Here is a 21,774-nt window from a genome sequence, read left to right on the forward strand (position 1 = left end):
GCCCTCACTTCACCGCCCCGGCGTAGAGGCCACTGACGAAGAAGCGCTGCGCGAAGACGAACAGCAGCAGGATCGGCAGGCTCATGATGAGCACCGCGGCCATGATGTTGCCCCAGTCGGCGAGGTACTGCGCCTTGAAGTAGAGCACGCCGGTGGTCAGAGTCCGCTTCGAGGGGTCGGTGAGCAGCAGCTGCGGGACGAGGTAGTCGTTCCAGACGCCCACGCCCTGCAGCACCCAGAAGGTCGCGATCGCGGGGCGGGCGAGCGGGAGGAAGATGCGGCGGAAGAGGGTGAAGTAGCCCGCGCCGTCGATGACCGCGGCTTCGACGATCTCCTTCGGCACCTGGCGCATGAAGGCCGCCATGAGGAAGACGCCGAAGGGCAGCGCACCCGCGATGTAGATGAGGATGACCCCGGCGTAGTTGTTGATGAGGCCGAGGTCACGGACCACGCGGAACTGCGGCACGAGCGCGAGCTGCATCGGCAGGAAGATGCCCGCCGCGAGCAGCAGGTACACGCCCGAGCCGATGCGCGTGGCCTGGCGCACGATCGCGTACGACGCGAGGGCCGCGACGAAGGTGGCGACCGTCATGCTCGTGACCGTCAGCAGCACCGAGTTGAAGAAGAGGTTGGTGAACCCGGCATCCTTCCACGAGGTGACGAAGTTGTCGAAGGTCGGCGCCTGGGGAAGGCCGGTGGGGTTCGTCAGCACCTCGAGGTTCGGCTTGAACGCCGTGATGACGATGATGACGATCGGGTAGATCATCGCGATGCTGAGCACGATCAGCAGCAGGTTGATCGGGATGCGGCGGGCCAGGCGGAGAAGGGACCGCGTGTTCACGCGGGGGGTGGCGTGCGTGCTCATCGGTTGCCCTCCTCGGCGGCGACGCGGTTGTTGAGTCTGTTCTGCACGGCGGCGATCCCGATCAGCACGATCAGCACGAGCACGGCCATGGCCGAGGCGTAGCCGAAGTTGTTGTTGACCAGGCCCTCCTGGAACACCTGCGTCATGAACAGCTGGGTCGAGTTGCCCGGTCCCCCTCTCGTCATCAGGTAGACGGTGTCGAAGGCCCTCAGGGCACCGTTGATCGACAGCACGAGCACGAGTCCGATCGAGGGGATCATGAGCGGGATCGTGATGAAGCGCATCGCTTTCCACCCGCGTGCACCGTCGACTTTGGCCGCCTCGAGGATCTCGCCCGGGATCGTCGAGAGTCCCGCGAGGAAGATGACGACGTTGAAGCCGAGACCGCTCCACAGGTCGACGAGGATCACGCTGTACAGGGCGAGGTCGTAGTTGCCGAGCCAGTCCTGCGCGAGACCGCCGAGCCCGATGCTGCGCAGCAGCGTGTTGAACGTTCCCGTGGTCGGGTCGTACATGAAGCTCCACGTGAACACGATCGCCACGGGGGAGATGACCATCGGTGCGAAGAAGATCGCGCGGTAGATGTTGCCGAGCCGGAGCTGGCGGTGCAGGAGCACGGCGATGAGGAACGCCAGGATCGTCTGCACGACGATCTTGAAGAACCCGTAGATCGCGGTGTTGCCGATCGCCTCCATGAGCACGGGGTCGCCCGAGAAGATGCGCACGAAGTTGTCGGCACCGACGAAGTCCCACGCGCGGTTGAACCCGCGGGCGTCGGTGAAGCTCGCGACGATCACCTGTCCCATCGGGTACACCGTGAAGACGGTGTAGAGGATCAGCGCGGGAGCGACGGCGATCCAGAAGGTGCCCGCGGTCGATCGGCCGGTCCACAAGCGCGCCTTCAGCGAGCGCGTCGTCACCGCCTGGGTGGCGGTGGGGTCGTCCAGGGCGAGGACCCGCGGGTCCTCGACGCGTGTGCTACTCATAGCGATCCAATCGAGTCGAGAGAGGGGGTGACGACGGTCGCGCTCCGGGCGGGCACGTCGATGCGCCCGTCCGAGACCGGCGCGCGAAGCCCGTCGAGGTCGTCGGTCTCGGCATCGCCGAGGCCGGGCAGATGCAGGGAGAGCACCTCGTCGCGATAGTTGGCCACGACGAGGGCGCGGCCACCGTCGTCCCCCTCCCACACGGTGAGGAGGTCGTGGACGGAACCGTCCGGACGGAGGGCGACGACGTCGTGATCGACGACGAGGCGCCCGTTCCACAGGCGGTCGCGGTGGCGATCGCGCAGGGCATCGGCCTGTCGGGCGAGCGAGACGGTCGCGGGCATGTCACCCGGCCGGCCCTTGAAGTTGTAGGGCTCCAGGCTGATCGCGTACCCGTAGAGGAGGCACTGCGCGATCATCGAGCGGTCGTCGAACCCGGTGAGGGCGGTCACGATGCGGGCGTCGGGGCGCAGCTGGCGACCGAGCGGGCGGTGCGTCGGCGAGGCACTGCGGAAGTACGACACGTCGTAGTGCGCGAACTGGTCGTCGTACGCGCCCTCGGCGGCGATGACGAACGTGTCGGCGCGGTCGCCGAGCCCTGCGCGGATGTCCTCGACGAAATCGGCATCCCACGTGAACGCGCTGGCACCCACGGGGTGGCCGTGATCGTCGGCGAAGCACAGCAGAGCGCGACCGTGATACAGCGACTCATCGGCCAGGATGCCATCGGCCCCCCACGCGGCCATCTCGGCGACCTCGTCGGCGAAGCGCCGGCGCAGCGCCTCGACGCCGAAGCACAGCGGCACGTACCAGGGGGTGTTGATGCCGTAGCGCTTGCGCGACGAGTGGTACACCGGGCCGGGCTGGGCGTACGGCTGGCCGTTCGGGTCGCGCGAGACGAAGGACTCGAGCTCGTCCCAGAGCGGTCCGGGCTTCTCGACCCACACGTACTTCACGTACAGCACGGTGGCGACGTCGAGCTCGCGCGCGCGATCGAGGGCGCGGCGCAGGCCCTCCTCGCCGCCGAGCTTCTCGGCGGGCCGGTGCTGAGGCACGAGACCGTCCTGGCCGCCCTCGTTCCACCCGACGATCTGGATCGCGCCGATGCCCTCGCGCGCGCACTCCTCGATGATGTCGACGAGCGCGTCGAAGTCGTACCGGGGTTCGCCCTCGGTCGACATGAGCTGCACCTGCAGCCACGAGCGGGGCTCGCGGAGCCAGGATGCCGCGCTCCGCCGCGTCGGATCCTGCGTCGGAAGGTACGCGTCGAGACCGCGCTCCCACTCCCCCGCGAACGGGACGACGGCCATCTCGGGCAGCTCGGCGGCGGACCCGTCTGCCGCAGGGAAGTGGATGGCGTCGAGGGTCACGGCCGCATCCTCCGCCGCGGTGCGACGCAGACTGTCGGCGAAGCCGGGCACGAGGCTCGCCCGCCACCCGATGAACTCGAGGGTACGCGCGGCTGGCTGCACCGTGATCCCCCCGGTCTCGCTCGCGAGCACCACGAAGGGCGATGTCGGCGTGCCCACCAGCTCGGGGCGCAGGTTGCCGCTGGCGTAGTCGGGGTACAACGTTCCCCAGTACGGGGCGTTGGAGTCGAACACCGGCAGCAGCGACACGCGCGTGCCCGTGGAGTAATCGACGCCGCGGAGTTCGAGCGTGCCCTCGACCGGACGGATGCCGCCGAGCGAGGGGAAGCGCACGGCCTCCACGCCGCCCTGGTCGAGGCGGAACGACAGCGACAGCCGCAGGCCCCCGTCACGCACGCGCGCACCGACGACGATCTCGCCGGTGAGCCGCTCGCCGGCGGAGGTCACGGGATCGCGCCACACCAGGCGCAGCGCGTCGTCGCCCTCGCGCTCGACGTTCGTCAGCGTCTGCGCACCCGTCTCGACGACGACCGTGCGGTCGCCGCCCCGCGGAATCTCGACCACGAACAGCGACGGGCGCCCGCCGGAGAGGGGCGCGAGCCCGGTCTCCGGGCCGTCGAGCGCGAGCAGTCCGCCCGTCTCGGGGTCGAACGTCGCGGTGGTGCGATCGTCGGTGATCGTCAGCAGGGAGGTCACAAGCACATCCTCGTTCTCGTCGTGTAGCCATACTACATCTTCTGGTCGATCCTGCCGCTGCGGATCCGGAATCCCTCGCTGGCGCAGCTGTTTCGCGTAGCTGCGCTACCGCCCACGCGGTGGCATCCGGCCCCCACCGCGCGCGTGGGGCGTGTTCTGCCGTTCGGGGCGGGAACTACTCGCCCCGAACGGAGAAACACGCCCCAAACCCGGAATAACGGGGAGGGATGCCACGGGCCACCGACGCGGCAGGCGACCCGTCGCGCCTCAGTCGGCGTTCGCGCGGACCTCGGCGAGCGTCGCGTCGAGCTCGGTGATCACCGCGGCGACGTCGCTGCGCCCGGCGATGAGGTTCTGCATCCCCACGAGGAGCGTCTCCTGCAGCTGCGGGTGCGCGGGGATCACGACGGGGCGGAAGGTCTTGCCCTCCCACGCCGCGACCATGTCGGGGAAGAGCGGGTCGTTCGCCGAGACGTCGATGCCCCCGGTCGTGGGGAACGCCTTCACCGTGGTGAGGAAGTCGGTGTACACCTCATCCTGGAAGAAGAAGTCGATGAAGCTCTCGGCCGCCTCGACCCGGTCGTTGCCGGGGTTGATCCCCCATGCCACCAGGTAGCTTCCCCACATGTCGGCCACATCGGCATCGAGCGTGGGGAAGTTCATGTAGCCCGGCTCCACCCCCGCGGCACGCGCGTCGGAGAGGATCCGTCTTTCGAAAAGGGAACCGCCTCGCCCGGGCGCTCCCGAGCGAGGCGGTTCGAAGGGGTCAACCGTTGTTGGCGCGGTACTGCGCGAGGGCGGCGTCGAGGTCGCCCAGCACCTGCTCGGTGCTCTTCTGTCCGCTGATGATGTTCTGCAGCCCGACCAGGAGAGCGTCCTGGATGCTCGGGTCGGTGGGCGAGAACGCGGCGACGAAGGTCTTGCCCTCCCACGCGGCCTGCATCTCGGGGAAGAGCGGGTCGACGTCAGCGCCGATCTCGACGTCCTTGGTGGTCGGGAACAGCTTCACCTTGTCGAGGAACGCCTTGTAGGTGTCGTCCTGGAGGAAGAAGTCGAGGAACTTCTGCGAGGCGGCGAGCTTGGCATCCCCGTTGTTCGGGTTCAGGCCGAACCGCACCTGGTACGTGCCCCAGATGTCATCGGACGGCTTGTCGACGGTCGGGAAGTTCATGTAGCCGAGGTCGAGGCCCGCCTCGCGCGCGTCGGACAGGATCCACGTCGCGGGGAACATCGCCGCCTGCCCGCCGAGGAACGCCGACTGCGCAGCGGTCTGGCTCGTGCCGACCGGGTTGGGCATGTAGTACGGCGTGAGCTCCTTGACGACGTCGAGCGACTCGGCCCAGGCCTTGCTGTCGGAGAAGGTCGTCTTGCCCGCGGCCATCTCGGCGCCGAGCTCTTCGTTCGCGCCGTGCTCGGCGAGGGCGTAGTACACGATGAACTGCGGCCACCAGTTGTCCTGCGCGCTCATCGCGAAGGGGATGACCCCGGCGTCCGAGAGCTTCTTGGAGTCGGCCAGCAGTTCGGTGTAGGTCGTGGGCGGAGCGTCGATACCCGCCTTCTCGAACAGCGCCTTGTTGTAGATGATGCCGTTGCCCGAGAGCGAGATCGGCAGGTTGTAGGTGCCGCCGGCGCGCTGGCTGTCTTTCGCAGCCTCGGGAGTGAGCTTCGACAGGTAGCTCTCACCACCCTGGGAGAGGTCGGCCGCGAAACCGTCGGCGACGAAGGTGTCGATGTTGCCGAGGTCGAAACCGTAGATGTCGGGACCGGCCCCACCGGAGAGGCGGGTCTTGAGGATGTTGTCGTAGTCGTTCGTGTTGAAGAACTCGGCGTTGATCGTGATGTCGGGGTTCGCCGCCTCGAACTCGGTGATGACGTCTTCGTACGCCTTCTGCGTGTCGCCGCCGTCTCCCCACATCAGGAAGCTGAGCTCGGTGGGACCGCCGCCGGCGCCTCCCGCGCAGCCGCTCAGCGCGCCTACGGTGGTCAACGCGACCGCCGCTACCGCCGTGTGCTTCAGCCACTTCGTCATGGCCACTCCCTCATCTCCGTCGATCGTCGCGCGGCTCTTTCCGCGGAACGTGGTGTCGGTAGCAAGACTACACAAAATCGGTTCATTCGCCCATATCGAATGCGCAACGGTGCCCCATCCTGCGAATATTGCTAGTGGAACTACGCAGGCGCGTGCGTCGGCGGATAGGGTGAGGCCCCATGCAGACACGCCCGCCACTCGGCCGACGACTGACCATCAACACCATCGTCCGCCGCCACCAGATCGAGGCGACGAGAGACACCTCCCTCTGGGAAGACGAGACCGAACTCCACTCCGCAGCCCTCGTCGAGCGCTTTTCCGACGCCGTGCGCAGTGCGGTCCCCGACGCCTCTCTGACGTGGGCCCTCTCGTGGGGCGCTCTGACCGACGACTCCCCGCGCTACCGCGACATCCGCCGCACGCTCGCGCGCCTCGCGGCCGAGCACGGCGACGACATCACCTTCGTCCCCGGCGGCTTCTTCGCCAACCTCTACGGAACCCGCGACGAGGTCGCCCGCGACATCTCCGACGCGGTCGACCTGCTCCACACCCACTTCGACCGCCCGACCACGGCGCTGGTCGCCGGGTTCCTCTCGGCCGCGAACATCGCGGGAGCGCGCGATCTCGGCATCCGGACCGTCCAGGGCAACATCTGGAGCCAGTTCGACATCGATCTGCAAGACGGAGACGGCTCGCTCGCGTACCCCTACTACCCCTCCCGGAACCACTTCCTCGTGCCCGGCCGCGGCGACGATCGCATCGACGCGGTGCAGCTCGACGGCTGGACGGTCGACCTCGTCGCCGCGCGCACCGCCGGCATGTCGTCCGATTACAACTCCCGACTGGGCCTGGGGCCGATCGAGACGCTGCACCGCCTGCCGCGCGCCGAGGCGCTGAGAGAACTGGATGCCACCAGCGAGGCCCACCTGAACGAGCGCAACGTCGCGCGCAACGGCCTCGGGTGGCTCACGGTGAACTACGAGATCAGCGAGGTCGCGCGCGGGCTCGCGCACGACCCCACCACGCTCGACGCCTGGGCGGGCTGGCTCGGAGGCCTCCGCGAGCGGTGGAACGATCTCGAAGTGACCACGATCAGCCGATTCGGCGACGAGTGGCGCGCCCGGCACGCCGACAACGAGGACCTCGCCTACCTCCTGCAGCAGAGCGGCAGCGGCGTGCAGGCGTCGCGCGCGGGAGAGACGGTGACGTGGTTCATGTGCGCCGACTTCCGCCTCGGCATCGTTCAGGTCGGCGACACGGTCGAGGTGTTCGACTACACGTCCTACGCCGGTGCTTTCGCCGAGCCCGCGGAGCGCGGCGACCGACGGTGGAGCCTGCTCGGCGAGATCAACCAGAAGCAGACGCGCCCGCAGGACCGACCGGTGGCCCTGGCCGCCTTCCTCGCGCAGCATGCCGACGTCGACGCCGCCCTCGACCGCCACTGGGGCGATGCCCCCGAACTCCGCGAACTGCGAGACGCCGCATGATCTCCGTCACCGACCTCACCGTCGAGCACGCCGTCGACCCGGTCGGCGTCCCCACATCGCCCCGCTTCGGCTGGACTTTGCGCTCCGACATCGACGGCGTCCGGCAGCTCTCCTACCGCCTGAGCGTGCGCACCGGCACCGAGACGCGGTGGCGGAGCGGACCCGTCGCGTCCGACCGCAGCGTCGACATCGCCTACGAGGGGGCTCCGCTCGCCCCGCTCCGCCGCCACGAGTGGACGGTGGTGGTCACCACGACCGCCGGCGACGCGGTCGCGACGGGAACGTTCGTCACCGCCGTCACCGACGGCGACTGGCGCGGCGCGACCTTCATCGGTGCCGCGGACGACGGCGCGGCCGCTCCGCTGCTGCGCACCGAGTTCGAGGTGGATGCCACCCCCGACGAGGCGTATCTCGTGATCGGGGCGGGTGGTCTCGCCCGCGTCGAGATCGACGGCATCGCCCCCGACGACAGCGTTCTCGGGCCCGGCTTCACCGACTACGAGGTGAGCGCGCAGTACACGGTCGTCGACGTCACCGAACGGATGACCCCCGGTCGCCACGCGATCGGCGTCGAACTCGGTCGCGGCTTCTACGGCATGCGCGGCCGCAACACCTGGAACTGGGAGACCGCGCCCTGGCACGCCGACCCCTCGGCGCGTGTGCTGCTGGTGTGGCGCGACGACCGCGGCGAGCACGTCGTCGTGAGCGGCCCCGCGTGGACCACCATTGCGGGTCCGACCCGCTTCGACGATCTCTACGCCGGCGAGGACTACGACGCGCGTCTCGAGCAGCCGGGGTGGAGCACCGCCGGATTCGATGACAGCGCCTGGGCCGCGGTCCGTGAAGTCGAGGGGCCGCGCGGCGTCCCCGTGCCGCAGCGTCAGCCTCCGATCGTCGACGGTGAGACGCTCGAGCCGACGCACGTGACCGAGCTGTCCGACGGGCGCTGGGTGGTCTCTTTTGCCCGGGTCATCGCTGGCTGGGTCGAGGTCGACGCGGAGGCCGACCCTGGAGCCGAGATCGAGCTGCGCTTCGGCGAGACCCTCCGCGCCGACGGGACGCCGAACTCCGACGACGAGAAGGGCTACTTCGACGGCCGCTTCCAGACCGATCGCGTGATCCTCGCGGATCGGCCGCTGCGGTGGCATCCACGATTCACCTGGCACGGGTTCCAGCACGTCGAGGTGCGCGCCCGGTCCCTGCCCACCCTTCGCGCTCGGGTGGTCCACACGCGCGCGGAGCGCACGGGCCGCTTCGAGTCGTCGTCGCCGATGCTGAACACCCTGCACGAGCTCACGGTGCGGACGATCCTCAACAATCTGCACGGCATTCCGACCGATACGCCGAAGTACGAGAAGAACGGGTGGACCGGCGACGGCATGGTCGGCGCCCGCATGATGCTTCTCAACCTCGACACGCACGAGTTGCTGGCGAAGTGGGTCGACGACATCGCGGCATCCCGCCACGGGCAGGGAGCCCCCGAGGTGATCGCCCCGCACGGCGGGTGGAGCATGGACTGGACGCCCGCGCCGACCTGGCACTCCGCCCTGCTGCTCGTTCCGTGGGACATCTACCAGCTGCGCGGCGACGAGCGGGTGCTCGCCGACGTGTGGCCCGACGCGCGTGACTACCTGCGCTTCGAGCTCGAGCGGGGAGTCGACGGTCTCTTCGACACCACCCTCGGCGACTGGGTGAGCCCCGAGACCGACCCGGGCGGCGGGAACGCGCCGGAGGACACCCGCATCGCGGCCACGGCGTTCGTCATCGCGATGTGCGACACGGCGGCCGCGATCGCGCGTGTGCTGGGCGAGGATCCGGGCGAGTGGGAGGCCGCCGCCGCACGCTCGCGCGACGCCTTCTTAGGCGAGTTCTGGGATGCCGAGACCGCCGAGGTGCGCGGACGGGGCGACGCCGGGTATCGCCAGGCCCACACGACTCTTGCCCTGGCCTTCGACATCCTTCCCGCCGGGGACCGCCAGCGCGCGGCCGACCGCCTGGCCGCCGACGTGGTCGACCGCGGACACCACCTGTCGACGGGTGCGCTCGCGACCAAGCACCTGCTCCCCCAGCTCACACGTTTCGGCCACGCCGACGTCGCGGTCGGGGTGGCGCTGCAGACGACGTTCCCGAGCTGGGGCTTCTGGGTCGAGCAGGGCGCGACCTCGCTCTGGGAGCACTGGAAGGAGGAGTCGCGCTCGCGCGGCCACTACTTCCTGGGCACGGTCGAGGACTGGTTCTACGCCGACGTGGCCGGGCTGCGAGCGGTCTCGCCGGGGTGGCGCGAGGCGCGGATCGCTCCGAGCGTCCTCGGGACGGCACTGTCGTCGGCCTCGGCTGCCGTACGGACGCCGTACGGCGAGCTGTCGGTGCAGTGGCTGGTCGAGGACGGCGCGGTGACGCTGTCGTGCGAGGTTCCGATCGGCGTGCGCGCCGAGATTGAGCTGCCGGGACTCCGCCGCCGGGTCGAGGCGGGGAGGCACGAGGTGCGGGTGGCGCTGGACTGAGGGCGGGGCTGGGCTGGGGGCGCGGCGATCCGCAGCCTGCGGGGGCCCACTCGGGCATAAACGCGATCCGCGCACAGAAACACGCTCTGCTCGCGTTTATCGGCGTGGATCGCGTTTATGCGTGCGGTGCGCTGCCCTCTCGCGGTTCACCCGACGGACACCGAACGGCGCTACGGTGTCGGCCATGTCGAAGCCTCTTGCGTGGGCCGGTCTGAGCGCCCTTCTGCTGCTGCTGGTCCCCGTCGTGTACAACGGCGCGATGGCGTACGGGGCCGAGTTCCTCGTGTGGGATGAGCAGTACTCCACGTACTACTACGACGAGCGGCCCGGCGGTTTCGTCGTGATCGTCGCGGGCCTCGTGGCATCCGTGGTCCTGATCCTGCTCGCGGTCGGCGCAGCGCTTCGCGCGGGAGTGCTCTTCGTCCGCCGCGCACGCTCGCGCGGTGACGAAGCGACAGCGGGAGCCTGAGGCAGCGGCGCGTTCGCCCCGCGTTCACCCGCCCGTGTGAGGGTCGTCCCGAGACGACAGGGAGGTCGACGGATGCCGATGACCACACGTGCCCGCATCGGGATCGCCGCCGCCGTCGTGGGGGCGATCGCCGTCGGCGGCGCTGCCGTGGTGGTGTTCGGCTGGATGATCGACGAGACGCGCTTCGACCGGCCCGAACCCGCGTTCGACGCGCTGACCGCGGAGATCGCGGCCGTTCCCGGGGTGTCCGACGTGCAGAAGCAGCGCTGGGTCGAGGCGCCGCTGTTCGCGAATCCCTCGTCCTGGGTGCAGGTCACGGCCGATGCATCCGCGTTCCCGGAGATCCGCGAGATCGCCTGCGACACCGCCTATCCGGATGCCGTCGAGTGGGGCTTCGACCTCGAAGGCGCCGGAGCCACCCGGGTCTCGGCGTACGCCGACGCCGTGCGGGGATGCCCCGAGTTCGGGTTCGACCTGGAGGCCGTGGCATCCGAGATCTTCCGGGTCGCCCCGGGGAGCGTCATTCAAGCGGCGATCTGGGATGCCGAGCGCTTCGCACTCTCGTCGCTCGACGGGCGCCCCGACGAGGTCGGGGCGCAGCTCCTCCCCCTCGTCGCTCACGCCGACACGCTGCGCGCGGCCGCGGGAGTCGATCCCGAGATGCCGGTCGAGGTCTCGGGTCCACGGCTCGGCGTGGAGATCGGCCCCGGCGAAGCCGCGGGGTACCACGCCCTGCTCACGACGCTCATCGACGAGCACGACGTCACGTACTTCGCGTTCGGGGGCGGCGGAACGCCGATCGACGGCGTCGAAAAGGTGCAGGTGACCGCCCCCGACGCGCAGCACGACGCGATCGAGCGGCTGATCGCCGACTCGGGTCTGCCGGTCGCCGCGCTTCCGGTGGCGTTCCTGGAGTGACGCGGAGCGGGGCGGCGGGGGACCCCGGCGCGCGCGGCGCGGGGCGGCGCGGCGCGGCGCGGCGGGCGCGGGGCGGCGCGGCGGGTCGCCCATAAACGCGATCCACTCGCATAAACACGGGGAGAGCGCGTTTATGCGCGCAAACAGCGTTTATGCGTGGTGCGGAAGCGCCTGCGCGCGAGCGCGCGGAGCGGCGCGACGGGGTGGCGGATGCGCGCGGCGGGCGCGGGGCGGCGCGGCGCGGCGGGCGCGGGGCGGCGCGGCGGCGCATCCATAAACGCGATCCACTCGCATAAACACGGGGAGAGCGCGTTTATGCGCGCGAACAGCGTTTATGCGTGGCGCGCCCGGACCGCCTGCGAGGGAACGCCCGCACGGTAGCGCCCGTGCGGTAGCGCCCGTGCGGTAGCGCCCGTCCGTGCGCGGGGGCGGCTGGACGCCGGCGCGGGACCGCGGGTCGGCACCCCGTGTCACCGATAAACGCGATCCACTCGCATAAACACGGGGAGAGCGCGTTTATGCGCGCGAACAGCGTTTATGCGTGGCGCGCCCGGACCGCCTGCGCGAGAACGCCCGTGCGGTAGCGCCCGTCCGTGCGCGGGGGCGGCTGGGCGCCGGCGTGGGACCGCGGGTCGGCACCCCGTGTCACCGATAAACGCGATCCACTCGCATGAACACAGGGAGAGCGCGTTTATGCGCGCAAACAGCGTTTATGCGTGACGCGCGGGCAGCGCGGCAACGCCCGCGCGCGGCAGGCAGCGCGCAGTAGCGGCAACGCCCGCGCGCGGCAACGCCCGCCCCCGCCCCGCGCGGCGCGAGTCACCAGGCCGAGTAGCCGCCGTCGATCAGCACGACCGAGCCGGTCATGTATGACGCAGCGTCCGACGCGAGGAACGCCACGAGCGAGCCGATCTCTTCCGGAGCGCCGAGGCGGCCCATCGGTGTGCGACGCACCCAGTCGTCCCACCAATCGCCGGGAACGCCCTCCTTGGTCAGCTCGGTGCCGACGTAGCCGGGGGCGACGGCGTTGACGCGGATGCCCTGCTCGGCGAACTCGATCGCGAGCGACTTCACGGCGAGGTGCACCGCCCCCTTCGAGGCGTTGTAGGCGGCCTGACGCTGGGGCGCGTTCGCGAGCTCACCCGACATCGAGCCGATCGCGACGATGGAGCCGCCGCGCTCCTGCATGTGCCGCGCGGCCTCGCGCGCGCACCAGAACGTGCCCGTCGCGTTGACGGCGAGAACCCGGTCCCACGTCTCTCGCTCGAGCTCGAGCGACGGCTGGTGGTTGGCGATGCCGGCCGAGGTCACGAGGATGTCGACCGATCCGAGACGACCGGCCACGTCGGCGAACACGCGCTCCACCTCGGCGGCGTCCGTGACGTCGAGGTGCACGTACGACACGCGCCCGCTCTCGAACGACCCCGCGGCGGCGGTTCCGGCCTCGTCGAGCACGTCGGCGATCACGACGATCGCCCCGAACTCCTCGAGAGCGGTCACCACCGCGAGCCCGATGCCGCGGGAGCCTCCCGTCACAACCGCCACACGGTCGGTGAGTTCCAGCCTTTGTCGGTACATCTTCGTCCTCCTGTGCTGTCGCGCTGTGCGGAGAAGCCCGCATCGGCTAAGATGTAGCCATACTACATGGAAGGAGCTCGCGATGACCCTCGACGTCGAGCAGGCCAGCGAAGAGTCCACCGACACGCTTCTCGAGCGCATCACCCGCCAACTGCCGCACCTGCGCCGCTCCGAACAGCGGGTCGCCGCGATCGTCCTCGACAATCCCGTCGGCGCCGCCCAGTTCACGATGGCCGGCCTCGCCGAAGCCGCCGAGGTCAGCGAGCCCACCGTCATGCGATTCTGCAGCTCGGTCGGCTGCGAGGGGTTCCAGGACTTCAAGATCCAGCTCGCCCAGACCCTCGCTCTCGGCCTGCCGGTCACCCACTCGACCATCACCTCGTCGGACTCCTCGGGCGACGTCGCCGAGAAGATCTTCGACCACACCATCTCGAGCCTCGACCGCGCGCGCCGCACCCTCGCCCCCGCCGCCGTCGAGCGAGCGATCGAGGCGATTCTGGATGCCAGCGACATCCTCTTCGTCGGCTTCGGCGCGAGCGGCATCATCGCGCAGGACGCCCAACAGAAGTTCCCCCTCTTCGGCGTCCCCTGCCAGGCACCCGAGGACTTCCACCAGCAGTTCATCGCCGCGACGATGTCGGGTCCCCGCAGCGTGACCGTCGCGATCTCGAACACCGGGCACACCGAGCAGACGCTCACGGTCGCCCGGGCGGCGCGCAAGGCCGGGGGAACCGTCATCTCGCTGACCGGTCGCGTCAGCCCGCTGTCCGAGATCGCGGATATTCCCCTGATCGTGCGCACATTCGAAGACACCGACGTGTACACGCCGTCGACGAGCCGTCTGGCGGGTCTCGTGGTCATCGACATCCTCGCCACCGGTGTCGCCCTGCGTCGCTCGCCGGCCCACAGCGAAGCCATCCGCCGCATGAAGAGCGAGCTCGCGGCCATGCGTCACGCCGAGGGCGACGCCACCGAGGCCGACTCGTGACCGGGGTCGTGCTGGTCACCTCCCGCTCGTTCGGGTCGGGCGAGTACGACCCCGGAGCGGTCCTCGCGGAGGCGGGATACCGCGTCGTCCGCGCCGGCTCGTCGCACGACCTCGAGGAGCTCGCTCCCCTGCTCGCCGAGGCCGACGGGTGGATCGCCGGCACCGGCCCGGTCACCGCGCCCCACCTCGACCTCGCCCCGAAGCTGAGGGGGATCGCTCGCTACGGCGTCGGCGTCGACAACGTCGACCTGGCTGCGGCCGCGGCGCGCGGCATCCCGGTCACGAACACTCCCGGCGCGAACTCGGCCGCGGTGGCCGAGCACACCCTCGCCCTCCTCCTGACGGCCCTGCGGGGCATCCCGGCCGCCGATCGTCGCGTGCGCGCGGGCGACTGGTCGGGAAAGCCCGCGCGAGAGCTGTCGGCGCTGACCGTCGGGGTGGTCGGACTGGGCCGGATCGGACGCCTCGTGACCGAACGCCTGCGCGCGTTCGGTGCCACGGTCCTCGGGGCCGACCCGTGGGTCGACGCCCGCGATCCGCTGTTCGAGGCCGTGGAGCGCGCCGACACCGAGACACTCTCGACCCGCTGCGATGTTGTGACACTACATGCGCCGGGCGGGCAGAAGGTCATTGATGAGCGGTGGCTCGCCGCCGCCGACCGGCCCGTCCTGCTCGTGAACACGGCTCGCGCCGACCTCGTCGACGAGGAGGCCGTCGCCCGCGCCGCCCGGCGTGGACGCGTGGCCGCCTACGCCGCCGACACCCTCGCGATCGAGTCGACCGGTGACGCGGCGTCGCCCCTCTTGGCCGACGACCTGGCCGACCGCGTGATCGTCACCGCCCATCTCGGCGCGCAGACCCGCGAGGGCGTCGACGGCATGGGGCGAATGGCGGTGAACGACATGGTCGCGCTCCTGCGCGGGCAGACTCCCGCTCACCCCGTGCCCGCATGAGCGGGTTCGTCCGGTCCGTCATCGGCGACCTCGCCCCCGACGCGCTCGGCACCGTCGACTACCACGAGCACCTCTTCCAGGTCTCGCCTCTGCTGCCCGACGACGATCTCGACGACGAGGAGGCCAGCACCGAGGAGACCCGCCAGTTCGCGGCATCCGGATTCCACACCCTCGTGGATGCCACACCCCTGGGCCTCGGCCGTCGCCCCGCCGCCGCGCGTCGCATCGCGGAGGCCACCGGGGTCGCCGTCGTGCTCACCACCGGCCTGCACCGCCGCGAGCACTACGGAGACGGACATCCGCTCCTCTCGGCGGACGTCGACACACTCGCCGCGGCGTTCGAGGACGACCTGGTGCGGGGAGCTGCGGAGCCCGGCGGCGAGCGCGACCCCGCGGTGCGCGCGGGCGTCCTCAAGGCCGGGATGGGCTACTGGCGACTGGATGCCATCGCCCGACGTTCGATCGAGGCGATCGGCCGCGCGCACGCGGCGACCGGCGCTCCGGTCATGGTGCACCTCGAGCACGGAACCGCGGCCTTCGAGGCGCTGGAGGCGCTCGCATCCGTCGGCGTGCGGGCCGACCGCGTCGCCCTGGCGCACGTCGATCGCAATCCCGACCCCGGGCTGCACGCCGAGCTCGCTGCCACGGGAGCCTTCCTCGGCTACGACGGACCCGCTCGCGCGCGAGAGCACCCCGACTCCGTGGTGCTCGCGTGTCTGATCGCCACCGCCGCGGCCGGAGGCGGGGACCGCATCCTGCTGGGCGGCGACGTCGCTCGCCGCACCCGCTACGTCGCCTACGGCGGCATGCCGGGGCTGCGCTACCTCGGCGACCGCTTCGTCCCGCGCCTGCGCGCCGAGGGCGGCGCCGACCTGGCCGACGCGGTCCTGCGCCGCAACCCCGCCGCCTGGCTCACTTGGCGCTGAGCCGGGGCGCCGCGAGCCGACGCGCGGCGAGGCGCCGGGCATCGCGCCCCCGGCCGTGCGCACCCCGGGGCTGTGCGCGGCGCGGGCCGTGCGCACCCCGGGGCTGTGCGCGACCCGCGCCGCGAGTCGATGGGGCCCCGCGCGCGCTCATCGCGTGGCGACGGGAGGAGATCTGGCGCGCGGAGGACGCGGGAGCGCTCACACGTCCTCCGCTCGCCAGGTCTCCTCCGTACACCCCAGATCGGCACCGCACACACGGACGAAGTAGCCGAACTACGCGCAAAGCCTCGCCACTGGCACCAAAGCGTCGGAGATTGCCCAAACTCCCCCACTTCTTGTAGTGTTACTACGCACGACGACGTACCCCAGTCGTCGGCGAAGGGAACGACTGCATGTGCGCCGCTGCACGACTGGCCGAACCGGCCCGGCTGACCGTCGATATCGCCCGTGGCCTCCTCGCCGGAGGATCCGAGCGCTACGAGAAGCACCTGCCCGACCTCGCGGGCGTCTATCGCGATGACGCGGCCTACGCCGAAGCGATCACCCGCGACGGCGGCGAGCCGGTCTACTGGGTCGAGAGCAGCACCCCCGAGACCGGGCGCGGAGCGCTCACCATCGGCCTGAGCGTCCTCCGTCCCGGCCGGATCGGCGACGAGTTCGCGATGACGCGAGGGCACCTGCACGCGCAGGCCGAGTTCGCCGAGCTCTACTACGGCGTCGCCGGTTCCGGCGTGATGCTGCTCGAGTCGGTCGAGGGCGAGTCCCGCGCTCTGCCCATCGCTCCCGGCGTCGTCGTCCACGTCCCCGGCGGCTGGATCCACCGCAGCGTGAACGTCGGCGACGACACGCTCGTGACGCTCTTCACCTACGCCACCGAGGCCGGTCAGGACTACGGGATCATCGCCGACGCCGGAGGCATGCGACAGCTCGTCGTGGCCGACGGTGACGACTGGACGACCCGCCCGAACCCCGACCACGGAGGCTACCGTGCCTGATCCCGGTCCCGTCCTCGCGGACCTCGCCCGACACATCGACATCAGCTGCGTCCAAGCGCAGCACGCGCGCGCCGACATCGACGAGCTCGTGCGCCAGGCGGTGGCGGGCGGTTTCGTCAGCGCCCACGTCCTCCCCGAGTGGCTCGGGTACCTGCGCGAACGCCTGGAGGGCACGGGCGTCCTCGCCGGCTCGCCGGTGTCGTTCCCGAGCGGCGGTGCCACGACCGCGACGAAGGTGGCCGAGGCATCCGAGCTCCTCGACCTCGGCGCTCAAGAGCTCGACGTCGTCGTCGCGATCGGACGCCTGCGCTCCGGAGACGACGCCTACGTGACGAACGAGCTCGCCGCGATCGTCGAGGTCGTCGACGGCCGCGTGCCGCTGCGCGCGATCCTCGAAGTCGGCCGCCTCGACGACGACGACATCCGGCGGGGGGTGGATGCCGCCATCGAGGCGGGCGTGCCCTGGATCAAGACGGGCACCGGCTGGTCGGGCGTTGCGACCACGATCGAGCACATCCGACTGATCGCCGACCGGGCCGACGGTCGCGCAGCGCTCAAGGCCGCGGGAGGAATCCGCGACCTCGACACCGTCCGAACGATGGCCGAGCTCGGCGTCACCCGATTCGGCATGAATGCCACGGCCGCGCTGGCCGCGGTCGCCGCCACGAAGGACCAACGATGACGTTTCCCACCCTCACCGCCTCGACCCTGCGTCCGGCGACGGCCCCTACGCTCTACTTCATCGGCGTCACGACGGGGAGTTCCTCGATCCAGCACGTCTTCCCCCGGTGGGCCGCGCACCTCGGATTGCAGGATGCCGTGCTGCAGGGCATCGACCTGCCCCTGCACGCACCCGCCGACGACTACCGCGCAGTCGTGCAGTTCATCGCGGACGACCCCCTGAGCCTCGGGGCCCTGGTCACCACGCACAAGATCGATCTCTTCGCCGCGTGCCGCGACCTCTTCGACGAGATCGACGCCTTCGCCGAGCTGATGGGTGAGACGAGCTGCATCTCCAAGCGCGACGGCCGGCTCATCTGCCACGCGAAGGACCCGATCTCGAGCGGTCTCGCCCTCGACGCCTTCCTACCGGCCGGGTTCTGGTCGCGCGGTCCCGCCGACGCGCTCTGCCTCGGCGCGGGCGGATCGTCGATCGCGATCAGCTGGTACCTGTCTCGGCAGGAGCGGGGCCTCGACCGGCCCGCGCGGGTCATCGTGACGAACCGCTCGGCGGCGCGCCTGGACCACCTGCGCGAGATCCACGCGTCGCTGCCGACCGACACGCTCTTCGAGTACCACCTCACCCCCACCCCGGCCGACAACGCCCGCGTGCTCGCCGACCTGGCGCCGCGCTCGCTGGTCGTCAACGCGACCGGCCTCGGCAAGGACGCCCCGGGCTCCCCCCTTCCCGACGACGCCGTCTTCCCCCTCGACGGGGTCGCGTGGGATCTCAACTACCGCGGCGATCTCGTCTTCCTCGACCAGGCGCGGGAGCAGAGCGCCGAGCGCCGCCTCCGGGTCGAGGATGGGTGGATCTATTTCGTGCACGGATGGACGCAGGTCATCGCCGAGGTCTTCGACATCGAGATCCCGACGTCGGGCCCCTCTTTCGAGCGGCTGAGCGAGCTCGCCCTGGCCACCCGCTGATCGATGGGTCCTCTCGCTCTCGCTCTCGACCTCGGTACCGGGGGGTGTAAAGCGTCTCTCTGGTCGGCCAAGGGCCGCTCGGTCGCCGAGACGGTCGTGTCGTATCCGACGCGGCATCCCGGTCCCGGCCGTGCCGAGCAGCGGCCGGAGGAGTGGTGGGATGCCGTGGTCTCGGCGACCCGCGAGGTCGTCGCCCAGACTCCCGGCGCGCGTGAAGCCGTCATCGGGATCGCCCTGTCGGGGCAGAGCCTCGGCGTCGTGCAGGTCGACGCCGCCGGAGAGCTCGTCGCCCGCGACACCCCGATCTGGTCGGACACCCGCGGTCGGACCGAAGACGTCTTCGCCCACCTCGACGAGGACGCGTGGTACCTGCGCACGGGCAACGGCTTCGGCGCGCAGTTGTACCCGGTGTTCAAGGCGCAGACGATGCGCACCGAGGATCCGGAGGGATGGGCACGCACCCGGTCCCTGCTCGGCTCGAAGGACTGGATCACCCTGCGGCTCACCGGCGAGGTCGCGACCGACCACTCCATGGCATCCGGGTCGGGCGCCTACGACCTCACCCGCGGCGACTACGACGACGCGATCCTCGACGCGGCCGAGCTCGACCGCTCCCTGCTCCCCGTCCCGCGCGAGTCGTCCGACGTCGTCGGGACGCTCCGGGCCGACGCCGCGGAGGCACTTGGGCTCCCCGCAGGGGTACCCGTGCACGCGGGGGCGGTCGACAACGCGGCGATGGCACTCGGCTCCCGCGGCACGACGGACGGTCGGATCTACGCCGCCCTCGGCTCCTCGAGCTGGATGACGGTGACCGCGAGCGCCCCCGTCCTCGACGTCGAGACCCGCCCCTACGTCTTCCGTCACGCCGTGCCGGGGCTCTACATCAGCGCGCTGTCGACGTTCAGCAGCGGCACGACGCTGACCTGGCTGCGCGACGTGATGCGTCCGGGTGCCGACATCGGCGCGTTCATCGACGGTGCGGCGGCGAGCCCGCGCGGCGCGCGAGGCGCCGTGTTCGTCCCGACGCTCGCGGGCGGCACCCCGCTCGAGGGCGGCAGCGGGGTGCGGGGACTCCTCGCCGGTGTCGAGCTCGGCACCGACGCCGACGACCTCGTGCGGGCATGCCTCGAGGGGGTGGCGTTCGCGCTCGACCGGAGCCTGCGTCACATCCGCACGCTCAGCGGACTGCCGTCCGACACCGACCTGCTCGTCTCGGGCGGGGGTAGTCGGTCCGCCGTCTGGAACCGGATCTACGCCGACGTGCTCGACACCCCGCTCGTGCGCACCACCGTCGACCAGCAGGCGGCGACCCTCGGCGCCGCCGCCCTCGTCTTCGCCGGGTCCGGGGTGTGGCCCTCCCTCGCCGCGGCGGACGACGCGCACGAGGTCGTCGACCGCGTGATCCCCGACCCCGACGGGGTGCGCGCTTATGCCGCGCTCCGTGACCGCTACACCGCGGCGGCCGACGCCGCGGTGGTCTTCGCCCGATCCACCCCTTCCCAGGAGAACGCATGACCTCCCTTCCCCTCGTCGTCATCACCGGAGCCAGCTCCGGCATCGGTGCCGCGACCGCGCGCGCCTTCTCGGCCGCCGGACACCCGCTGCTCCTCATCGCGCGGCGCCTCGCCCCGATGCAGGCCCTCGGTCTTCCGGATGCCGAGCTCGCCGAGGCCGACGTCACCGACACCGCCGCGGTGGCCGCGGCCATCGCGCGCGCCGAGGAGCGGTTCGGTCCGGTCGACCTGCTGGTCAACAATGCCGGGCTGATGGCGCTGTCAGCGGTCGCCGAGCAGGACCCCGCGCTCGTGCAGGAGCAGTTCGACGTCAACTGCGTCGCCCTGGTGAAGAACAGCCAGCTCGTGCTCCCGGGCATGCAGGAGCGCCGTCACGGCACGATCGTCAACATCGGCTCGATCGCCGGCAAGCAGCTCTACGAGAACCACGTCGTCTACAACGGCACGAAGTACGCCGTGCACGCGATGACCGAGGGACTGCGGCGCGAGAACGCCGCGCACGGCGTCCGTGTGCTCCTCGTCGCCCCCGGAATGGTCGACACGGCCCTGCTCAGCAACACCGGCGAGGGCGACGTCCTCGACGGCTACCGCGAGTACAAGCAGAGCATCGGCGGCGGACTCGTGCCCGACGACATCGCCCGCGCGATCCTCGCCGCGTACCAGCTGCCCCAGCACGTGAGCTTCCGCGAGATCGTGGTCGCCCCGACGTCGCAAGACGCATGAGCGCCGCTCACGACGTGCTGCACGGCAGCCGGATCGTCCCCGTGGTGGTGCTCGACGATGCGTCCTTCGCGCCCGACCTCGCCGACGCGCTCCAGGCCGGCGGCATCCCGACCGCCGAGATCACCCTCCGCACCCCCGCCGCCCTCGATGCGATCCGCGCGGTCGCCGGACGATCCGGCTTCGCCGTCGGTGCCGGCACGGTGACGACCGTCGCCCAGGTCGAGGCGGCCGTCGACGCCGGCGCGACCTACCTCGTCTCACCGGGGTTCGACGACGCCGTGGTCGAGCGGGCGGCGGAGCTCGGCATCCCGTTCCTCCCCGGAGTCGCGACCGCGACCGAGATCCAGCGAGCGATCGCCGCGGGACTCGACCGACTCAAACTCTTCCCCGCGGGCGCCGTGGGCGGACCCACTGCGCTGAAGGCCTTCGCCGGGCCGTTCCCCGACGTGCGGTTCCTCCCGTCGGGTGGGGTGTCCTCCGCGAACGCCGCCGAGTACCTCGCCCTGGGCAACGTCTTCGCGGTGAGCGGGTCGTGGATGGTGCCGGCCGCAGCCCTCGCGGCACGGGATGCCGAGACCGTGCGCGCCCTGTCCGCCGAGGCGTCCGCGGCGGCCTCGGCGATCTGACGAACCGTCGCGGGGCCGCCGGGTGGGAGCCCGCGCGGCCCATACCGTCGCGCGGAGTTCCTCCCCGACACGCCGGCCCACGGCACCCCGAACCGGCGCGTCGCGGCCCGACTCCGCCCGACGGCACATCGGCACATTCGCCGCCGCGACCCCGGCCCCGTACCGTCACGCGGAGTCCGTGCCCGACACGCCGAGTTCCGGCATCCCGAACCGGCGTGTCACGGCCCGACTCCGCCTGACGGCACACCGGCACGTTCGCCGCCCCCGTACCCTCACGCGGAGTTCCACCCCGACACGCCGGCCCACGGCACCCCGAACCGGCGCGTCGCGGCTCGACTCCGCCCTACGGCACATCGGCACCAACGCCGCTGCGACCCCCGCCCCGCACCGTCACGCGGAACCCGCACCCGCCACGCGGGGTTCCGGCGTCCGGGATCGGCGTGTCCACCCTCGACTCCGTAAGACGGTACTCCGCGCACCCATAAGACCTCACGTAGAGT

General features: G+C 70.9%; 19 protein-coding genes. 13 read left to right on the top strand and 6 right to left on the bottom strand.

The window, feature by feature from the left end; translation table 11 throughout:
* Window positions 1-4 precede the first annotated feature (4 nt).
* The 5 genes from QE388_RS03740 to QE388_RS03760 form a co-directional block, all read right to left on the bottom strand.
* Complete coding sequence (locus QE388_RS03740; RefSeq protein ID WP_307383020.1) at window positions 5-865, bottom strand: carbohydrate ABC transporter permease; 861 nt, start codon at window positions 863-865, stop codon at window positions 5-7.
* Entirely contained in the window at window positions 862-1,851 is a 990-nt protein-coding gene (locus QE388_RS03745) for a carbohydrate ABC transporter permease (RefSeq protein WP_307383022.1), read from the bottom strand. The genes QE388_RS03740 and QE388_RS03745 overlap by 4 nt, the downstream gene beginning before the upstream one ends.
* Window positions 1,848-3,917 carry a DUF6259 domain-containing protein gene (locus tag QE388_RS03750; protein WP_307383024.1) on the bottom strand — a complete coding sequence of 690 codons (2,070 nt, stop codon included), beginning with the start codon at window positions 3,915-3,917 and terminating at the stop codon, window positions 1,848-1,850. The genes QE388_RS03745 and QE388_RS03750 overlap by 4 nt, the downstream gene beginning before the upstream one ends.
* Window positions 3,918-4,184: 267 nt before the next feature.
* A complete protein-coding gene (locus tag QE388_RS03755; protein WP_307383026.1) occupies window positions 4,185-4,580 on the bottom strand; it encodes a hypothetical protein in 396 nt (131 codons plus the stop codon).
* 103 nt (window positions 4,581-4,683) lie between these two features.
* Window positions 4,684-5,946 (bottom strand): ABC transporter substrate-binding protein, encoded by a 1,263-nt coding sequence (locus tag QE388_RS03760; protein ID WP_307383028.1) that lies wholly within the window; start codon window positions 5,944-5,946, stop codon window positions 4,684-4,686.
* A gap of 179 nt (window positions 5,947-6,125) precedes the next feature.
* Here QE388_RS03760 and QE388_RS03765 point away from each other — a divergent pair, with 179 nt between their 5' ends.
* The 4 genes from QE388_RS03765 to QE388_RS03780 all read left to right on the top strand — a co-directional run bounded on the left by QE388_RS03765 (window position 6,126) and on the right by QE388_RS03780 (window position 11,324).
* On the top strand, window positions 6,126-7,433 hold the full coding sequence (locus QE388_RS03765) for a DUF3863 domain-containing protein (RefSeq protein WP_307383030.1): 1,308 nt from the start codon (window positions 6,126-6,128) through the stop codon (window positions 7,431-7,433).
* A complete protein-coding gene (locus QE388_RS03770; RefSeq protein WP_307383033.1) occupies window positions 7,430-9,937 on the top strand; it encodes a family 78 glycoside hydrolase catalytic domain in 2,508 nt (835 codons plus the stop codon). The genes QE388_RS03765 and QE388_RS03770 overlap by 4 nt, the downstream gene beginning before the upstream one ends.
* A 184-nt stretch (window positions 9,938-10,121) precedes the next feature.
* Window positions 10,122-10,406, top strand: a complete 285-nt coding sequence (locus QE388_RS03775; RefSeq protein WP_307383035.1) for a hypothetical protein — start codon at window positions 10,122-10,124, stop codon at window positions 10,404-10,406.
* Between the two features lie 78 nt (window positions 10,407-10,484).
* Window positions 10,485-11,324 (top strand): hypothetical protein, encoded by an 840-nt coding sequence (locus QE388_RS03780; RefSeq protein ID WP_307383038.1) that lies wholly within the window; start codon window positions 10,485-10,487, stop codon window positions 11,322-11,324.
* Between the two features lie 819 nt (window positions 11,325-12,143).
* Here the strand turns inward: QE388_RS03780 and QE388_RS03785 are convergent.
* A complete protein-coding gene (locus QE388_RS03785) occupies window positions 12,144-12,902 on the bottom strand; it encodes an SDR family NAD(P)-dependent oxidoreductase (protein ID WP_307383040.1) in 759 nt (252 codons plus the stop codon).
* Between the two features lie 82 nt (window positions 12,903-12,984).
* On the opposite strand from QE388_RS03785, the gene QE388_RS03790 reads away from it, so the two are divergent.
* From QE388_RS03790 to eda, 9 genes are all read left to right on the top strand, one after another.
* A complete protein-coding gene (locus QE388_RS03790) occupies window positions 12,985-13,890 on the top strand; it encodes an SIS domain-containing protein (RefSeq protein WP_307383042.1) in 906 nt (301 codons plus the stop codon).
* The gene (locus tag QE388_RS03795; RefSeq protein ID WP_307383044.1) at window positions 13,887-14,843 is read left to right on the top strand and encodes an NAD(P)-dependent oxidoreductase; all 957 of its coding nucleotides are present in this window, start codon (window positions 13,887-13,889) and stop codon (window positions 14,841-14,843) included. The genes QE388_RS03790 and QE388_RS03795 overlap by 4 nt, the downstream gene beginning before the upstream one ends.
* Window positions 14,840-15,769 carry a phosphotriesterase gene (locus QE388_RS03800; protein WP_275800803.1) on the top strand — a complete coding sequence of 310 codons (930 nt, stop codon included), beginning with the start codon at window positions 14,840-14,842 and terminating at the stop codon, window positions 15,767-15,769. The genes QE388_RS03795 and QE388_RS03800 overlap by 4 nt, the downstream gene beginning before the upstream one ends.
* Before the next feature lie 392 nt (window positions 15,770-16,161).
* Complete coding sequence (locus tag QE388_RS03805; protein ID WP_307383046.1) at window positions 16,162-16,764, top strand: glucose-6-phosphate isomerase family protein; 603 nt, start codon at window positions 16,162-16,164, stop codon at window positions 16,762-16,764.
* Entirely contained in the window at window positions 16,757-17,446 is a 690-nt protein-coding gene (deoC, locus tag QE388_RS03810) for a deoxyribose-phosphate aldolase (protein ID WP_307383048.1), read from the top strand. Before QE388_RS03805 ends, deoC begins: the two co-directional genes overlap by 8 nt.
* The gene (locus tag QE388_RS03815) at window positions 17,443-18,411 is read left to right on the top strand and encodes a shikimate dehydrogenase (RefSeq protein WP_307383050.1); all 969 of its coding nucleotides are present in this window, start codon (window positions 17,443-17,445) and stop codon (window positions 18,409-18,411) included. The genes deoC and QE388_RS03815 overlap by 4 nt, the downstream gene beginning before the upstream one ends.
* 3 nt (window positions 18,412-18,414) lie before the next feature.
* Window positions 18,415-19,926, top strand: coding sequence for an FGGY-family carbohydrate kinase (locus QE388_RS03820; protein WP_307383052.1), 1,512 nt, complete (start codon window positions 18,415-18,417; stop codon window positions 19,924-19,926).
* Complete coding sequence (locus tag QE388_RS03825; protein ID WP_275800798.1) at window positions 19,923-20,648, top strand: SDR family oxidoreductase; 726 nt, start codon at window positions 19,923-19,925, stop codon at window positions 20,646-20,648. Before QE388_RS03820 ends, QE388_RS03825 begins: the two co-directional genes overlap by 4 nt.
* Window positions 20,645-21,274 (top strand): bifunctional 4-hydroxy-2-oxoglutarate aldolase/2-dehydro-3-deoxy-phosphogluconate aldolase, encoded by a 630-nt coding sequence (eda, locus tag QE388_RS03830; RefSeq protein WP_307383055.1) that lies wholly within the window; start codon window positions 20,645-20,647, stop codon window positions 21,272-21,274. Before QE388_RS03825 ends, eda begins: the two co-directional genes overlap by 4 nt.
* The last annotated feature ends 500 nt before the right edge of the window (window positions 21,275-21,774 follow it).

Origin of the sequence: Microbacterium sp. SORGH_AS_0969, assembly GCF_030818255.1 — a bacterium.
Classification (GTDB): Bacteria; Actinomycetota; Actinomycetes; order Actinomycetales; family Microbacteriaceae; genus Microbacterium.

What these genes read in the sequence shown, in the direction of transcription:
- QE388_RS03740 (WP_307383020.1), bottom strand. Translation starts at nt 865, where the DNA reads ATGAGCACGCACGCCACCCCCCGCGTGAACACGCGGTCCCTTCTCCGC.
- QE388_RS03745 (WP_307383022.1), bottom strand. Translation starts at nt 1,851, where the DNA reads ATGAGTAGCACACGCGTCGAGGACCCGCGGGTCCTCGCCCTGGACGAC.
- QE388_RS03755 (WP_307383026.1), bottom strand. Translation starts at nt 4,580, where the DNA reads ATGAACTTCCCCACGCTCGATGCCGATGTGGCCGACATGTGGGGAAGC.
- QE388_RS03760 (WP_307383028.1), bottom strand. Translation starts at nt 5,946, where the DNA reads ATGACGAAGTGGCTGAAGCACACGGCGGTAGCGGCGGTCGCGTTGACC.
- QE388_RS03765 (WP_307383030.1), top strand. Translation starts at nt 6,126, where the DNA reads ATGCAGACACGCCCGCCACTCGGCCGACGACTGACCATCAACACCATC.
- QE388_RS03770 (WP_307383033.1), top strand. Translation starts at nt 7,430, where the DNA reads ATGATCTCCGTCACCGACCTCACCGTCGAGCACGCCGTCGACCCGGTC.
- QE388_RS03775 (WP_307383035.1), top strand. Translation starts at nt 10,122, where the DNA reads ATGTCGAAGCCTCTTGCGTGGGCCGGTCTGAGCGCCCTTCTGCTGCTG.
- QE388_RS03780 (WP_307383038.1), top strand. Translation starts at nt 10,485, where the DNA reads ATGACCACACGTGCCCGCATCGGGATCGCCGCCGCCGTCGTGGGGGCG.
- QE388_RS03785 (WP_307383040.1), bottom strand. Translation starts at nt 12,902, where the DNA reads ATGTACCGACAAAGGCTGGAACTCACCGACCGTGTGGCGGTTGTGACG.
- QE388_RS03790 (WP_307383042.1), top strand. Translation starts at nt 12,985, where the DNA reads ATGACCCTCGACGTCGAGCAGGCCAGCGAAGAGTCCACCGACACGCTT.
- QE388_RS03800 (WP_275800803.1), top strand. Translation starts at nt 14,840, where the DNA reads ATGAGCGGGTTCGTCCGGTCCGTCATCGGCGACCTCGCCCCCGACGCG.
- QE388_RS03805 (WP_307383046.1), top strand. Translation starts at nt 16,162, where the DNA reads ATGTGCGCCGCTGCACGACTGGCCGAACCGGCCCGGCTGACCGTCGAT.
- QE388_RS03815 (WP_307383050.1), top strand. Translation starts at nt 17,443, where the DNA reads ATGACGTTTCCCACCCTCACCGCCTCGACCCTGCGTCCGGCGACGGCC.
- QE388_RS03820 (WP_307383052.1), top strand. Translation starts at nt 18,415, where the DNA reads ATGGGTCCTCTCGCTCTCGCTCTCGACCTCGGTACCGGGGGGTGTAAA.
- QE388_RS03825 (WP_275800798.1), top strand. Translation starts at nt 19,923, where the DNA reads ATGACCTCCCTTCCCCTCGTCGTCATCACCGGAGCCAGCTCCGGCATC.
- eda (WP_307383055.1), top strand. Translation starts at nt 20,645, where the DNA reads ATGAGCGCCGCTCACGACGTGCTGCACGGCAGCCGGATCGTCCCCGTG.